The organism is Streptomyces avicenniae (genome assembly GCF_000719135.1).
In the GTDB taxonomy this organism is placed as follows: Bacteria; Actinomycetota; Actinomycetes; order Streptomycetales; family Streptomycetaceae; genus Streptomyces; species Streptomyces avicenniae.
The window spans coordinates 14156-28038 of record NZ_JOEK01000002.1 but is presented as its reverse complement, the minus strand read 5'-3'; the positions used below and the strand labels follow the sequence as shown (position 1 = coordinate 28038).

Sequence of the window (13883 nt, the reverse complement as noted above, 5' to 3'; positions counted from 1 at the left end):
ACCGACATGCCCAAGCACACACTCTCCGTCCTGGTGGAGAACAAGCCGGGTGTCCTCTCCCGGATCACCTCGCTGTTCTCCCGGCGCGGGTTCAACATCGACTCCCTCGCCGTCGGCACCACGGAACACCCCGAGGTCTCGCGCATCACCATCGTGGTCGGCGCGGACGACCTCCCCCTCGAACAGGTCACCAAGCAGCTCAACAAGCTCGTCAACGTCCTGAAGATCGTCGAACTCGACCCGGGCGCCGCCGTCCACCGCGAGCTGGTCCTGGTCAAGGTCCGCGCCGACAACGACACGCGGTCGCAGATCGTCGAGATCGTCCAGCTGTTCCGCGCCAAGACCGTGGACGTCGCCCCCGAGGCCGTCACCATCGAGGCCACCGGCAGCAGCGACAAGCTGGAGGCCATGCTCCGCATGCTGGAACCCTTCGGCATCAAGGAGCTGGTCCAGTCGGGCGCCATCGCCATCGGACGCGGCTCGCGGTCCATCACCGACCGGTCGCTGCGGGCCCTGGACCGATCCGCATAGCGAGACCGGCACGGGCCGCCCGCCGCCACCGCATACGGTGGTACCGGCGGCTGACCACCGCGCAGCACCCGGGCCCGCCTCCCGTGCGGGCCCGGACATGTGAGACACAAGAGGAGAAGACTGAAAGTGGCCGAGCTGTTCTACGACGACGACGCCGACCTGTCCATCATCCAGGGCCGGAAGGTGGCGGTCCTCGGCTACGGCAGCCAGGGTCACGCCCACGCCCTGTCGCTCCGTGACTCGGGCGTCGATGTCCGCGTCGGCCTGCACGAGGGCTCGACGTCCCGTGCCAAGGCCGAGGAGCAGGGCCTGCGGGTGACCACCCCCGCCGAGGCCGCCGCCGAGGCCGACGTGATCATGATCCTGGTCCCGGACCCGATCCAGGGGAAGGTGTACGAGGAGTCCGTCCGCGACAACCTGAACGAGGGCGACGCGCTCTTCTTCGGTCACGGCCTCAACATCCGCTTCGGCTTCATCAAGCCCCCGACGGGCGTGGACGTGTGCATGGTCGCCCCCAAGGGCCCGGGCCACCTCGTGCGCCGCCAGTACGAGGAGGGCCGCGGCGTGCCGTGCATCGCGGCCGTCGAGCAGGACGCGACCGGCGCCGCGTTCCCCCTCGCCCTCTCCTACGCGAAGGCCATCGGCGGCACCCGCGCCGGTGTCATCAAGACGACCTTCACCGAGGAGACCGAGACCGACCTCTTCGGCGAGCAGGCCGTGCTCTGCGGCGGCACCTCCGCCCTGGTCAAGGCCGGTTTCGAGACGCTGGTCGAGGCCGGGTACCAGCCGGAGATCGCGTACTTCGAGTGCCTCCACGAGCTGAAGCTCATCGTGGACCTCATGTACGAGGGCGGCCTGGAGAAGATGCGCTGGTCCATCTCCGAGACCGCCGAGTGGGGCGACTACGTCACGGGCCCGCGCATCATCACCGGCGAGACCAAGGCCGAGATGAAGCGCATCCTCGCCGAGATCCAGGACGGCACGTTCGCCAACAACTGGATGGCCGAGTACAACGCGGGCCTGCCGAAGTACAACGAGTACAAGAAGGCCGACGCCGACCACCTGCTGGAGACCACCGGCAAGGAGCTGCGCAAGCTCATGAGCTGGGTGGACGACGAAGCCTGATCTTCGCGATCGCCAACGCGACCGCGGGAGTTCGCTCGATCGGGCGGCGGGACGGGCACAAGCCGCCCGTCCCGCCGTCCCGCCGATACACTTCACAGCACGAAGCGCGTCACAGGCTCACAGCGTCGTGCGTCTTCTCGTGGCTGCCTACCTCTCCCCGCCTCGGCCGTCGGGACGCGGCCATCCCCGAAGGATCTGTGAGACAACGTGAGCAAGCCCGTCGTACTCATCGCTGAAGAGCTCTCCCCCGCCACCGTCGATGCCCTCGGGCCCGACTTCGAGATCCGCCACTGCGACGGCGCCGACCGCGCCGAGCTGCTGGCCGCGATCACCGACGTGGACGCCGTCCTCGTCCGCAGCGCCACCAAGGTGGACGCCGAGGCCATCGCCGCGGCGGGGCGCCTCAAAGTGGTGGCGCGCGCCGGCGTCGGCCTGGACAACGTCGATGTCTCCGCCGCCACGAAGGCCGGCGTCATGGTGGTGAACGCCCCCACCTCCAACATCGTCACCGCCGCCGAGCTGGCCTGCGGCCTCCTGATCTCCACCGCCCGCAACATCCCGCAGGCCAACGCCGCGCTGAAGAACGGCGAGTGGAAGCGCAGCAAGTACACCGGTGTCGAGCTGGCCGAGAAGACCCTCGGCGTCGTCGGCCTCGGCCGCATCGGCGTGCTCGTCGCGCAGCGCATGGCCGCCTTCGGCATGGAGATCGTCGCCTACGACCCGTACGTCCAGCCCGCGCGCGCCGCGCAGATGGGCGTCAAGCTGGTGAGCCTCGACGAGCTGCTGACCGCCGCCGACTTCATCACCGTCCACCTGCCGAAGACCCCCGAGACGCTGGGCCTCATCGGCGACGAGGCGCTGCACAAGGTCAAGCCGTCCGTCCGCATCGTCAACGCCGCGCGCGGCGGCATCGTGGACGAGGCCGCGCTGCTCAGCGCCCTCAAGGAGGGCCGCGTGGCGGGCGCCGGTCTCGACGTGTACTCCACCGAGCCCTGTACGGACTCGCCGCTGTTCGAGTTCGACACGGTCATCGGCACCCCGCACCTGGGCGCCTCCACCGGCGAGGCGCAGGAGAAGGCCGGTATCTCCGTCGCCAAGTCCGTGCGCCTCGCGCTGGCCGGTGAGCTGGTCCCCGACGCGGTCAACGTCCAGGGCGGCGTGATCGCCGAGGACGTACGCCCCGGCCTGCCGCTCGCCGAGAAGCTGGGCCGCATCTTCACCGCCCTGGCGGGCGAGGTCGCCCAGCGCCTCGACGTCGAGGTCTGCGGCGAGATCACCCAGCACGACGTGAAGGTCCTGGAACTGTCCGCGCTGAAGGGCGTCTTCGAGGACGTCGTCGCCGAGACCGTCTCGTACGTGAACGCCCCGCTGTTCGCGCAGGAGCGCGGCGTCGAGGTGCGGCTGACGACCAGCTCCGAGTCGCCCGACCACCGCAACGTCATCACCGTGCGCGGCACCCTGACGGACGGGGACGTCGTCTCGGTGTCCGGCACGCTGGCCGGGCCGAAGTTCCAGCAGAAGATCGTCGCCATCGGCGCGCACACGGTGGACCTGGCCGTGGCGGACCACATGGCGTTCCTGCGCTACACCGACCGCCCCGGCGTCGTCGGCACCCTCGGGCGCGTCCTCGGCGAGGCGGGCATCAACATCGCGGGGATGCAGGTGGCGCGCGCCGAGGAGGGCGGCGAGGCCCTGATCGCCCTCACCGTGGACGGCACGATCCCGGCCGCCGTCCTCGGCGAGATCGCCTCCGAGATCGGCGCCACCTCGGCGCGCGGCGTGGACCTGACCGACTGACCGACTGATCGACGCGGCACACGCACGGGGGCGGCCCACCGGCCGCCCCCGTCCGCGCGTTCAGCCGCCCGACCCGCCACCGGCGAGCGCGTAGGCCATGTCGGGCGAGAACTGCCCGGCGGGGCCCGCGCAGCCGTCGAGCTCGCCAGGACGCTTGATCCACAGCAGGGCGTCGATGCGGTCGTGGCCCGTGGCGGCGGTCGGCGCGTCGCCGACGAGGCGGCCGGGCGGGTCGCACCAGGCGTCGCCGTCGGGGCCGTTGCCGTTGCGGCTGGTGTCGATGACGGCGGTCAGCTCCGGGTCGCCCAGCCGGTTCAGGACGTCCTCGGCGAAGGCCGTCTCGTCCGCGGTGCGGTGGTAGTTGGAGACGTTGGAGTAGATGCCGTCGCCGTGCGCGGCGACGCCCGCCTCGGCCAGGACGGCGGCGATCGTCTCCGGCGCGTGCCAGCCGGAGTGCCCGGCGTCGAAGTAGACGCGGGCCTGCGGGGCGGCGGCGTGGATCAGGTCGGCCGCCTCACGCAGCGCGGCGAACCGCTCGGCGCGCCCGGCCCCGTCGAGGCAGGTGGTGAGCGCCAGCGAGTCGGGCTCCAGGACGACGAGGGACGTCCCGTCGCCCAGCCCGGCGGCGAACCGTCCGGTCCACTCCAGGTAGGCGGGGAAGTCAGGCGCGCCCCCGGCGGACGCGCCGCCGCAGTCGCGGTTCGGGATCATGTACGAGACGAGGACGGGTACGTGCCCGGCCTCGCGCGCCGCGCCGGTGACGGCGGCGACGTCGGCCGTCACCTCGTCGGGCTCGTAGTTGGAGAACCACAGGGCCTGCGGCCGGTCCGCGATCCGGCTCTCGACGAGGGGGCGGCGGTGGTCGTCCGGGTTGGCGGCGACCCAGGCGTGCACCTGGTCGGGGTGGTTGAGGAAGACGGTGTCGTCCGGCAGTCCGGCGGCGGCCGGGGCGTCCTGGGTGGTCGCCGCCGCCCGATCGGGGGCGAGGGGGCCGGTGAACACGGCACCGGCCGCGACCAGCAGGCCGAGCGCGGTGGAGGTGAGGGCGGCTCGTGAGGTGCGCAACGGATCGTTCCTTCCGGGACGGCGCAGCGGTGGGGGGACTGGAAGCGCTCCCATGGGGTGTCGAAGATAGCGTTCCCGCTCCGGCTGCGTAAACCACCCGTGGATTTTCTCCTGCGATCAACGAGCGCTCAGGCAAAGGGAGTTGACGGTGCATCGGCCAGCTGTGCGACGGCCCGGGAGGCGGTTGGTTTGGCCGGGCCCGCTCGGTGGCGTAGAGTTCGACATGTCGCCGCGGGGTGGAGCAGCTCGGTAGCTCGCTGGGCTCATAACCCAGAGGTCGCAGGTTCAAATCCTGTCCCCGCTACTACACACGAAGGCCCGGTCATCGACCGGGCCTTCGTCGTATCCGCCCCCGCCCCCGCCCCCGGTCAGCCCGGGGCGAGGCGGCTGAGGCGCTCCCAGGAGCGGTAGAGATCCGCCTGCGCCTCGCCCATCGCCAGGACGTGGTCGAAGGACTGGCTGCCGACGATCAGCCGCCGGGGCGCGTCGGGCAGGGAGGCCAGCTCCATGACGACCGGGGCGGCGGTCTCCGGCCCGGGGGAGACGGCGTCGCCCCACATCGCCTCCATCTGGGCGCGCAGGGGCCCGTACAGCGCCTGGGGCCCGGTGTTCGTGGTGCCCGTGGTGAACAGGCCGGTGTCGTAGCCGCCCATCTGCACGACGGTGACCTTGACGCCGAGCGCCTCGACCTCCGTGGCCGCATGTCCCACGAGAAGGGCCCGGACCACTCCCGGCGCAAGGAACGGTCCCGGCAGGCGGTCTTCGCGACCACCCGCGCCCTGGTCGCGGAGGAGCCGTACGAGAAGGTCACGGTCGAGGCCATCCCCGCCCGCGCCGGGGTCGGCAGGCAGACGATCTACCGGCGGTGGCCGTCGAAGAGCGCGGTCGTCTTCGCCGCCCTGCTGGCGCTGAGCGAGGACGCGGGCGGGCAGTCCGTCACGCTGCCGGGCTCGGGGGACGTCGAGGCTGACCTCAAGCTCGTCCTGCGCGCCACGGCCGAGGAGTTCGCCGAGCCGTCCTTCGACCGCCTGATCCGGGCGCTCACCATCGAGATCGCCGACGACGCGGCGCTGGCGGCCGAGTACGCGGAGAAGCTGGCCCGGCCGCTCGACGAGGCGAAGAAGGTGCGCCTGCGCAGCGCCCAGGCGGCCGGACAGCTCGACGCCGACGCGGGCCTCGACCTGGTCCTCGACGTGCTCTACGCCCCGCTCTTCCAGCGGTGGCTGCACCGCAGCGGCCCGCTGACCGCCTCGTACGCCGACGCTCTCGTGGACGCGACGCTCCGGGCGTTCGCCCCTCGGGTCAGGTGAGCAGCGGCAGCAGCCCGGTCAGGGCGGTCACCTCGTGCGCGGGCGGCGGGCCGTCGGGCCTGGCGCGCCCCGAGCGGTTGACCCAGGCCGCCGGGATGCCGACCGCCCGCGCGCCGAGGACGTCGCTCGCGTACGAGTCGCCGACGTGCAGGACGTCCTCCGGCGCGCAGCCGAGCAGGTCGAGCGCGGCGGCGAACATCTCGGGGCGTGGCTTGTACGCGCGCGCGTCCTCGCTGGTCACGACGTGGACGAAGCGCCCGCCGAGCCCGTGGTGGGCGAGCGCCGCGTCGAGGTCGGCGCGGTCGATGTTCGAGACGACGCACGCGGGCACGCCGGTGGCGAGCAGCTCGCGCGCGTCCTGGTGCAGCGGCGCCCGCCGCCGGTAGGCGTACTGACGCTCCACCAGCGCGTCGGGGTCGGCGGTGGAGCCGTACCGTCGCACCGCGACCGCGAGGGCGGCGCGGTCGATGTCCCGCTGCGTGCGGAAGTCGCGTCCGTACGACCGGCCGGTGCGCTCCCGGAAGCCGGTCCACCACAGCCGGGAGACGTCCCCGGCCGTCACCGCCGCGGCGCGCGGCGCCGTACGCCGCACCTCGTCGCAGATGGCGGCGATGATGCCGCCGGCCTCGTGGACCAGCGTGCCGTAGAAGTCGAGCAGCAGGGCCTTGGGCGGTACGTCCGGTGCTCTCATGTACGCACATCTTCCCCGTCGGTGGCGCCGCACCGCCGACCGGCCTCGTGTCGTCCGGCCGCGGAGAGGAGTGCGGCGGCGGCGCACAGCGCGGCGGTCCACAGGAGCGTCGCCGAGGGGCGGGTCAGGTCGGCCAGCGCCCCCGCCGCCCAGGGGCCCAGGGTCTGGCCCACGGAGAAGAGCACCGTGAACGCGCCCAGGGCGGACGCCTGTCCGTCGGCCGGGACGGACGAGCGGATCAGGGCGGTGACGGTGGCGGGCACGGCCATGAAGCACAGCCCGTGGAGGAGGACCGACGCGACGGTCGCTGGGGTGGGGAGCCAGGGGAGTGCGAGCAGCGCCGAGGCGGTGAGCAGCGCCAGCAGCACGGCGAGCAGCCGGTGCGCGGGCCATCGCAGGACCGGCCGCCGCCACAGGCGCGGCGCCGCGAGGACGCCCGCCCCGAGCAGCGTCCACAGCAGCGCCACCTGCCAGGACGGGGTGCCCGCGGCGGCGAGCGTGGTGGAGAGGAACGTGGGATAGGCGATGTACCCGGCGCCGAAGAGGGCGTACGCGGCGGCCGTGCGCCACAGCGGGCGCAGGCGTGCCCGGCCGCCGCCACCGCCACCGCCGCCGGTGGGCGCGTCGGTGCGGGCGGCCGTCCAGGAGAGGGCGGTGGCGAGGCCGGAGCACAGGGCCAGCCCGGCCCAGGCCACGGGCCAACTGCCGGGGTGCTGCCCCAGGAAGGGCGGGACGGTCAGGGCGCCGAGGACGATCCCTGCGCCCGTCCCGGCGAAGTAGACGGTGACGGCGGTCGCCCCGGCGCGGGCGGCGATCAGGCCGCCCGCGATGAAGACGAGCGCGCCGCCGAGCCCCGCGCCCGCCCGCGCCGCGTCGAGCGCGGGGGCACCCTCGCCGACGGCGGTGGCGGCGAGGGCGAGCGTGGTCAGCAGCATGCCCGCGCGGAACGTCGCGGTGGGCCCGAGGCGGCGCACACAGGCCGCCGTCAGTGCGGCTCCGGCGAGGTAGCCCACGCCGTTCGCGGTGGTCAGGACCCCGCCGCGCGCCAGGCTCCAGCCGAGGTCCTGGCGCATGTCGGGCAGGAGGAGCCCGGGGGCGAACCGCGCGAACCCCAGCGCCGAGGCCGTGCCGAGCGCGAGCCGCCAGGGGGAGACGGCGCTCACGGGCTCCGCTTCAGGTGGCGGTCGAGGAAGGCGATCGTGGTGCGGGCGAGCGTCACCCGGTGGTCGGAGAGCGGGTGGTCGGTCTCCAGGACCAGGTGTTCGAGGCGGGGCACCGGCTCGGCCAGGTAGGCGGCCACGAGCGGGTGGTGGTGGACGTCGGCCGGTGTGACGGTGTCGCGTCCTGTCCCGATCAGCAGCAGCGGCCGGTCGGCGAGCCTGGGGGCGAGGCCCGCCAGGCTCCACGCCTGCCCGGCGGCCACCGTCTCGGCGACGAGGGCGGCGCCGCTCGTGCCCGTGAGCGGGTCGAGGTTGCCCTCCCAGTCCCGGGCGAGGAGGTCGCTCGCGGCCGGGTCGTCGGCGAGGGCGCGCGCCGCCGTGCCGAAGTCGAAGGCGGCGACGGAGACGGCGGCGTCGATCGTGGGGTCGTCCGCTGCCGTCATGAGCGCGGCGAACCCGCCCATGCTGTGGCCCCAGAGCGCGATCCGGCCGGGGTCGAGGCCGTGCTCGGCGGCGAACGCGGGCTCGCGGACGGCCGCGGCGACGCGGGCGCTGTCGTCCAGCGCGTTCCGCCAGGACCAGGAGCCGCCGACGCCCCAGGACCCCCGGTAGTGGAAGACGACGGCGGCGTACCCGGCGCGGCGCAGCGCCTGGGCGATGTCGAAGTTCGGCTCGTTGCCGGGGAATCCGTGGAGCAGCACGACGACGGGGTGCGGTCCCGGGCCCGCCGGGAGGTAGAGGACGCCGAGCAGGGTCTCGCCGCCGCTGTCCACGTACAGGGTGGTGGTCGCCGCGGGGGGACGGGCGTCCGGGGGCGGGTCGGTGGCGACCGGGTCGGTGGGTATGCCGGGCACGCGTGTGGGTCCGCTCATGGGCGACGCCTCTCATCGAACTGATCGGTTCGATGAAGGTAGCAGGCGATCGGACCGGTTGGTACCATCTCTCCATGCCCGTTGCCAAAGGAGCCAGGCTGGACCCGGCGCGCACCCGTGCCGAGATCCTGCGCGCGGCGACCGCGCTCTTCTACGCGCACGGGCTCGACGGCATCGGCGTCGCCGAACTGTGCGCCCGCGCGGGGATCTCCAAGGAGACGCTCTACCGCCACTTCGGCTCGAAGGACGGGCTCGTCGAGGCCGTGCTCGAAGCGCGCAGCGACCGCACCGTCCACTGGCTCGAACGCGCCGCCGAGGCTGCGGGCGACGACCCCGAGCGGCAGCTCGCCGCCGTCTTCGACGCGCTGGAGGGCTGGTACGGCGAGCCCGCGTTCCGCGGCTGCGCCGTCGTCAACGCCGCGATCCAGCACCGCGAGGGACCTGCGCTGGGGATCGCCGTCCGCCATCTCGTGCGCTACCACGACCTGTTGACGGGGATCGCCGCCCGCGCGGGCGCCGCCGACCCCGCCGCGGTCGGGGCGCAGCTGCTGTACCTGCTGGAGGGCGCGACCGTCGTCGCGGGGCACCAAGGCGGGGACGGCGCCCGGGGGCCGACCGGGCAGGCGAAGGCCGCCGCCCTCACGCTGCTGCGCGCGGCGCGCTAGGGCGCGTCTTCACAGGGGGCGTCCGGCCGCTCGCGGCGTCTGGTGCGTGCGATCGCAAGGCGCCGGATCGTCCTTGTACTGGGCGTACTGGGACGATGCGGCAACGCAGCGAGCGTGCGTGCCAGGCGTCGTGAGCAGGGCGACCCCTGTGAAGACGGGCCCTAGCGGCTCGTGGCCAGGCGGGCGCGGAGGCGTTCGCCGAGCACGACGTCGTGCGGCAGCCGCGCCAGCCCCGCCCCGTCCACGGCCACCCCGTGGCGGCCGAGCGTGTCGGCGAGGGCGCGCCAGTGGTCCGCCGCCATCCGCTCGTGCGTCCGGCCGTCGAACGGCTCGTCGGGGCCGACCACCGTACGGGCGTCCCGCTCGATGTCCTCCGCGGACAGGCTCGTCCACAGGCCGGGGCCGCCCGCCATCGTCCAGCCGCGGTCGCCGAGCAGCACCAGGCCGCGCCCGTCGGCGAGTTCGGCGTCGAGGCGCGCCGAGACCGACAGCTGGCGCGCGGTCGGGGCGCCGTCGAGTTCCACGAAGGTGACCAGACGGGCCACGGCCGTCGTCGTCCCTGACATCCGGCTTCTCCTCCCCGCCCGGCGCGCGCCGGGACCGTCGCCCGAGTATCCCGGGTCGGCCGTCCCGGGCGACAACCGCTCCCGGGCGCGCCACAACGATCGGTTGTGCGCCCATAAGGTGCACCGATGGACACCGAGGCATTGCGGACGTTCGTCCGGGCGGCCGAGCGCGGACAGCTGCGGCGGGCGGCGGACGAGCTTGGCGTGACGCAGCAGGCGGTCTCCCGGCGGATCGCCGCGCTGGAGCGCGAGCTGGAGGCCCGGCTCTTCACCCGCACCCCCCGAGGCGTCGAACTGACGCCCGACGGCCAGGCGTTCCTGCCCCACGCCCGGAGCGTCGTCGCGGGCGTCGAGCGCGCCGTCGCCGCCGTCAGACGGGGGTCGCGCGCCCTGCGGATCGACGTCCTGGGCCTGCGGAGCGCGCAGGCCGTCGTCCTGCACGCGTACTGGCGGTCGCGCCCCGGGACCGACCTCGACGTGGTGACTCTCCGGGCCGACGACCCCCGCGTGGCGGTCGCCGCCGTCGCGGCGGGCGACGTGGACGCCTCGTTCCGGTCCGTCACCGACCCGGACACGCTGCCGCCCGACGTGCGGATGATCCGCGCGTTCGACTCCCCGCTGCACCTCCTCGTCGGCCCGCGCCACCCGCTCGCTACCGCACGCACGCTGACGCCACCGCAGCTGCGCGGGCACCGGATCTGGGTGCCCGGGATCGCGCCCCGCAGCGAATGGGGCGACTTCTACGACCAGCTCACCGACGCGTTCGACCTGCGCATCGACGCCGCGGGCCCGCACTTCGGCGACGACGTGCTCCTCGACGCCCTCGCCGACTCCCCGGACACGGCCACCCTCGTCGGCGCCCGCGACCGGTACCTCTGGCCCGCGCCCCACGACCTGCGCCGCATCCCCGTCGTGGACCCGACCCTCGCGTACCCGCTCTCGCTCCTCGTCCCCCGGGCGCACCCCCATCCGGCGCTCCGGGGGTTCCTCACCCACCTCCGGAGCCTGCCGGGGCTCCCCGGCGCCGTGTGGCTCCCCTCCTGGGCGCGGCGGCAGCCGCCTCCGGCCAGCCGTCCGCACACCGGAAAGGACCGCCGACATGTCCGGTGACCGTCTCCTGCGCATCCACAGCCCCGCGTTCCAGGCCATGGCGGACCGGGTCCTGCGCGTCACCGCGCTCACCTCCCGCCTCAACGTCCTGCCCTTCGACGACGAGGCGGGCAGGGCCGAGCTGTTCGAGCAGATCCTCGGCGGGCCGCTGCCGCCCCGCTGCACGATCCAACCGCCCTTCTACACGGACCACGGCCTGCGCCTCGACCTCGCCGAGCGCGTGTTCATCAACCAGAACTGCACGTTCCTCGACTACGCGGGCATCCGGCTCGGCCCGCGGGTCATGGTCGGGCCGCGGGCCACGTTCCTCACCGTCGGGCACCCGGTCGATCCGGGGGAGCGGCGCGGGTGGCTGAGCGGCGGGCCCATCGACGTCGCGGAGAACGTGTGGATCGGGGCAGGGGCCACGATCCTGCCCGGCGTCAGCATCGGCCGTGACGCCGTGGTCGCCGCAGGCGCGGTCGTGGCCGACGACGTGCCCCCGGCGAGCCTGGTGACCGGCGGCAAGGCCACCGTCCGCCGCCGGTGGTGACCGCCGGACCTGGCGTCTCCCGGGCCCGTAGGATCCGCGAACTTGTGAGCGCTGGTCCCGCGGAAACACTGGGATCCGGGCTCTATGAGCATCATGCGCGTTGGCTGTTCGTGAGCATTCCGATCCGATCGCCTGTCGTGACGGTCACGGCCCTCAAGAGGCGTTCCCAGGCGATGCCCACCTGTCAGCAGGTAGGCGCAGTGTGCTCAAAGCTTCCTGCGGAGAAAAGGATGGGTGTGAGTGGCGGGCATCCAGGGTTTCTGCCTGGGTGAGTCGATGTGGTGCTGGTAGTCAGCCGAGAACGATGCTTCGCTTGTGGCTATCATTTCGATCCCTTGTTCTGGTAAGCCTTGCGGAATGCGTTGTATGCCTCCTCGCAGTCCATAGCCATTTGTCTGTACTCGTCGCGGGTGACTGGCTGTACGTCTCGGAGATCTTCGGGAGTTCGTTCTCTGGAGAGATGCATGACGTGCCGACTGGCCAGGAGCCACCACTTCTCAAGTCGCTCCTTCAGCAGCGGGCTCAATTGCCATCCGGAAACGAGGTCAACTGCGCGTGTATCCTTCTCGGGGTGACCCTTGAATAGGAAGTCGGCCATCAATCGGACGTTGGCCAAGAATGACTCAATGCAGGCATTCGCGACTGCAGGTGGCTCTACTCGCTGATCGTGAGTCACATAGGGAAGCAAATCCCGTATCTGAGCGCGTGCATGGTCCACGAAGTCGATCGCTCGACTCTCGGGTGGGAGCTGGGCGTTCCACCAGTCCCATGATGGCGAGGTGTGGTCGGGCATGGGGGGAACGATAGACCTTGATGCTCAGAAAGGAGCGTCTCCGTTGCCTTCGATGGTGAGTTGAAACAGGCCGGCCGGTGATCCGAGCCAGTCGGAGATGTCAGCGCGGACGAACGCCCCGTCTCGCGTGCCGACACGCAGCACCCCTTGGCCAAGATTGATTAGTTCTACTGGTTGACTGCTGATCGGGGTGCTGAGTGTGCCTTGCCAGCTTGGTCGGCCGGACACGGTCGATGTCCGGAGGTCGGCGGTCACAGAGAGTTGGCGGCCGTTGTCGAGGATGACGACGGCAGGTCCCCGGTAGTTGCCCATGGCAGCGAAGCGTAACTGCCGGACCCTGTTCGCACAGCTTGCAGCTCTACCGAGGACCGTAGGGACGTGAGCAACGCCGCGGGAATGAAGATCGGAACTGGTAACAGTCGACACCACGACTGACCGTAGCCGCTGCTAAGTCAGCCGTGGATTTGCCAATCCAGTGCTAACGGTCCGTCTTCGTTGCAGGCGGATGACCACTTCCTACACGCCGCGCAGGCGGCCCGACTTGAGGGACATGTGCAGCAGCAGCCGGTCCTCGCCGTCCGCCAGGTCGAGGCCGGTCAGCCGCTCGATGCGCGAGACGCGGTAGTAGAGCGTCTGCCGGTGGATGCCGAGCGCCGCCGCCGTCCGCGCGGCCTGCCCCGCGTGGTCGAGGAACACCTCGGCCGTCCTTGCGAGTTCACGGTGCTCCGCCCCCAGCAGCGGCGCCACGGCCGGGTCGGGCGCGGCGTCGGGCAGCGCGGTGAGCAGCCGGTACGGGCCGAGCGCCGCCCAGTCGGCGAGGCCGCCGAACCGTTCCTCCGCCACGGCCGTCCGCGCGGCGGCCAGCGCCTCCGTCCACGCGTCCGCCAGGTCCGCCACCCCCTCGCGCGCCCCGCCCACGCCCGCCGCGCCGCCGAACAGCTCCCGCAGCCGCATCCCGACCGTACGGGCGCCCGCCGGTCTGGCCAGCACCGCCAGCGCGCCGTGCGGCCCTCCCCGCCCCATCGGCGACACGGCGATCGCGCCCGGCAGCCCGGCCGGGGTGTCCCGTCCCTCGGGCCAGGGGGCGAGCGCGACCAGGGTCAGCGGCCCGTCCGCCGCGGCCCCGAGCGCGGCGGCCAGCTCGCGGCTGCGCCCGGCGGGGGAGAGCGCCGCGCGCAGCAGCTCGCCGAGCCGCGCTCCCGCGCGTGCCTCGGCCGCGAGCCGGGTACCGATCCGGTCCGCGACGTCCGACGCGCCGACGAGGCGGGGGTCGTCCAGCGCGGTCGCGCCGTCGTCCAGCAGCCAGATGTAGCCGTAGACGACGCCCCCGTGCCGTACCGGCAGGCACAGCCGCCCCGTGCGGACCCCGGCGTCCGGGTCGGGCGGGATGCGGACGGGGCCCTCGGCGCGGGTGATGCCGAAGCCCTCGAAGTACGTCCTGACGGCCGCCGTGGAGCGTCGGCTCAGGATCGACCGGGTCCGCACCGGGTCCATGACGCGGTCGTCCGCGCTGTCGTGCGCCCCGTACGCGATCAGTCCGAAGTCGCGGCCCTCCAGGGTCGCGGGCGTGCCGAGCAGCGCGCATGCCTCGTCGATCAGCTCCTGGTACTCCGTGCCCGTCACCCGTCCGTCCTAGCGCGACCGGGCCGCTCCCGTCCAGGGGGCG

The 13883-nt window shown here is 73.0% G+C and carries 16 protein-coding genes and 1 tRNA gene; 8 read left to right on the top strand and 9 right to left on the bottom strand.

The window, feature by feature from the left end; translation table 11 throughout:
* The first annotated feature begins 6 nt into the window (after positions 1-6).
* The 3 genes from ilvN (at position 7) to serA (ending at position 3453) form a co-directional block, all read left to right on the top strand.
* Positions 7-531 (top strand): acetolactate synthase small subunit, encoded by a 525-nt coding sequence (ilvN, locus tag IF27_RS04180; RefSeq protein ID WP_052847959.1) that lies wholly within the window; start codon positions 7-9, stop codon positions 529-531.
* Between the two features lie 126 nt (positions 532-657).
* On the top strand, positions 658-1656 hold the full coding sequence (ilvC, locus tag IF27_RS04175; protein WP_052847958.1) for a ketol-acid reductoisomerase: 999 nt from the start codon (positions 658-660) through the stop codon (positions 1654-1656).
* A 207-nt stretch (positions 1657-1863) separates the two neighbouring features.
* Positions 1864-3453 (top strand): phosphoglycerate dehydrogenase, encoded by a 1590-nt coding sequence (gene serA / locus IF27_RS04170; RefSeq protein WP_052847957.1) that lies wholly within the window; start codon positions 1864-1866, stop codon positions 3451-3453.
* A 60-nt stretch (positions 3454-3513) separates the two neighbouring features.
* On the opposite strand, the gene IF27_RS04165 is transcribed toward serA, so the two are convergent.
* A complete protein-coding gene (locus tag IF27_RS04165) occupies positions 3514-4518 on the bottom strand; it encodes a glycoside hydrolase family 6 protein (protein ID WP_052847956.1) in 1005 nt (334 codons plus the stop codon).
* Between the two features lie 230 nt (positions 4519-4748).
* Between IF27_RS04165 and IF27_RS04160 the strand changes: the two genes are divergently transcribed.
* Positions 4749-4822, top strand: a tRNA-Met gene (locus IF27_RS04160).
* Between the two features lie 64 nt (positions 4823-4886).
* Here IF27_RS04160 and IF27_RS04155 read toward each other — a convergent pair.
* Positions 4887-5228, bottom strand: a complete 342-nt coding sequence (locus IF27_RS04155) for an SDR family oxidoreductase (RefSeq protein WP_190232797.1) — start codon at positions 5226-5228, stop codon at positions 4887-4889.
* On the opposite strand from IF27_RS04155, the gene IF27_RS04150 reads away from it, so the two are divergent.
* A complete protein-coding gene (locus tag IF27_RS04150) occupies positions 5220-5828 on the top strand; it encodes a TetR/AcrR family transcriptional regulator (RefSeq protein ID WP_052847955.1) in 609 nt (202 codons plus the stop codon). The two genes, IF27_RS04155 and IF27_RS04150, sit on opposite strands and share 9 nt — an antisense overlap.
* Here the strand turns inward: IF27_RS04150 and IF27_RS04145 are convergent.
* From IF27_RS04145 to IF27_RS04135, 3 genes are read right to left on the bottom strand one after another with little or no spacing between them, the layout of a single operon-like run.
* Positions 5821-6519 carry an HAD family hydrolase gene (locus tag IF27_RS04145; protein WP_052847954.1) on the bottom strand — a complete coding sequence of 233 codons (699 nt, stop codon included), beginning with the start codon at positions 6517-6519 and terminating at the stop codon, positions 5821-5823. The genes IF27_RS04150 and IF27_RS04145 overlap by 8 nt on opposite strands.
* Complete coding sequence (locus IF27_RS04140) at positions 6516-7682, bottom strand: YbfB/YjiJ family MFS transporter (protein WP_052847953.1); 1167 nt, start codon at positions 7680-7682, stop codon at positions 6516-6518. Before IF27_RS04140 ends, IF27_RS04145 begins: the two co-directional genes overlap by 4 nt.
* On the bottom strand, positions 7679-8551 hold the full coding sequence (locus IF27_RS04135) for an alpha/beta hydrolase family protein (protein WP_052847952.1): 873 nt from the start codon (positions 8549-8551) through the stop codon (positions 7679-7681). Before IF27_RS04135 ends, IF27_RS04140 begins: the two co-directional genes overlap by 4 nt.
* Positions 8552-8625: 74 nt before the next feature.
* Between IF27_RS04135 and IF27_RS04130 the strand changes: the two genes are divergently transcribed.
* Complete coding sequence (locus tag IF27_RS04130; RefSeq protein WP_052847951.1) at positions 8626-9216, top strand: TetR/AcrR family transcriptional regulator; 591 nt, start codon at positions 8626-8628, stop codon at positions 9214-9216.
* Positions 9217-9377: 161 nt separating this feature from the next.
* Here the strand turns inward: IF27_RS04130 and IF27_RS04125 are convergent, their stop codons facing one another.
* The gene (locus IF27_RS04125; RefSeq protein WP_052847950.1) at positions 9378-9782 is read right to left on the bottom strand and encodes a hypothetical protein; all 405 of its coding nucleotides are present in this window, start codon (positions 9780-9782) and stop codon (positions 9378-9380) included.
* 126 nt (positions 9783-9908) lie between these two features.
* On the opposite strand from IF27_RS04125, the gene IF27_RS04120 reads away from it, so the two are divergent.
* A complete protein-coding gene (locus tag IF27_RS04120; RefSeq protein ID WP_052847949.1) occupies positions 9909-10892 on the top strand; it encodes a LysR family transcriptional regulator in 984 nt (327 codons plus the stop codon).
* Positions 10882-11424, top strand: coding sequence for a DapH/DapD/GlmU-related protein (locus tag IF27_RS04115; RefSeq protein ID WP_052847948.1), 543 nt, complete (start codon positions 10882-10884; stop codon positions 11422-11424). The genes IF27_RS04120 and IF27_RS04115 overlap by 11 nt, the downstream gene beginning before the upstream one ends.
* A 322-nt stretch (positions 11425-11746) precedes the next feature.
* Here the strand turns inward: IF27_RS04115 and IF27_RS30840 are convergent, their stop codons facing one another.
* The 3 genes from IF27_RS30840 to IF27_RS04110 form a co-directional block, all read right to left on the bottom strand.
* Entirely contained in the window at positions 11747-12217 is a 471-nt protein-coding gene (locus IF27_RS30840; protein WP_190232796.1) for a hypothetical protein, read from the bottom strand.
* A 24-nt stretch (positions 12218-12241) separates the two neighbouring features.
* Positions 12242-12529, bottom strand: a complete 288-nt coding sequence (locus tag IF27_RS30835; protein ID WP_190232795.1) for a hypothetical protein — start codon at positions 12527-12529, stop codon at positions 12242-12244.
* 204 nt (positions 12530-12733) lie between these two features.
* On the bottom strand, positions 12734-13840 hold the full coding sequence (locus IF27_RS04110; RefSeq protein ID WP_052847947.1) for a PucR family transcriptional regulator: 1107 nt from the start codon (positions 13838-13840) through the stop codon (positions 12734-12736).
* Positions 13841-13883 lie beyond the last annotated feature (43 nt).

Bases quoted from the DNA above. Each gene is read 5' to 3' on its own strand.
- ilvN (WP_052847959.1), top strand. From the start codon at position 7: ATGCCCAAGCACACACTCTCCGTCCTGGTGGAGAACAAGCCGGGTGTC.
- IF27_RS04150 (WP_052847955.1), top strand. From the start codon at position 5,220: ATGTCCCACGAGAAGGGCCCGGACCACTCCCGGCGCAAGGAACGGTCC.
- IF27_RS04145 (WP_052847954.1), bottom strand. From the start codon at position 6,519: ATGAGAGCACCGGACGTACCGCCCAAGGCCCTGCTGCTCGACTTCTAC.
- IF27_RS04135 (WP_052847952.1), bottom strand. From the start codon at position 8,551: ATGAGCGGACCCACACGCGTGCCCGGCATACCCACCGACCCGGTCGCC.
- IF27_RS04130 (WP_052847951.1), top strand. From the start codon at position 8,626: ATGCCCGTTGCCAAAGGAGCCAGGCTGGACCCGGCGCGCACCCGTGCC.
- IF27_RS04125 (WP_052847950.1), bottom strand. From the start codon at position 9,782: ATGTCAGGGACGACGACGGCCGTGGCCCGTCTGGTCACCTTCGTGGAA.
- IF27_RS04120 (WP_052847949.1), top strand. From the start codon at position 9,909: ATGGACACCGAGGCATTGCGGACGTTCGTCCGGGCGGCCGAGCGCGGA.
- IF27_RS04115 (WP_052847948.1), top strand. From the start codon at position 10,882: ATGTCCGGTGACCGTCTCCTGCGCATCCACAGCCCCGCGTTCCAGGCC.
- IF27_RS30840 (WP_190232796.1), bottom strand. From the start codon at position 12,217: ATGCCCGACCACACCTCGCCATCATGGGACTGGTGGAACGCCCAGCTC.
- IF27_RS30835 (WP_190232795.1), bottom strand. From the start codon at position 12,529: ATGGGCAACTACCGGGGACCTGCCGTCGTCATCCTCGACAACGGCCGC.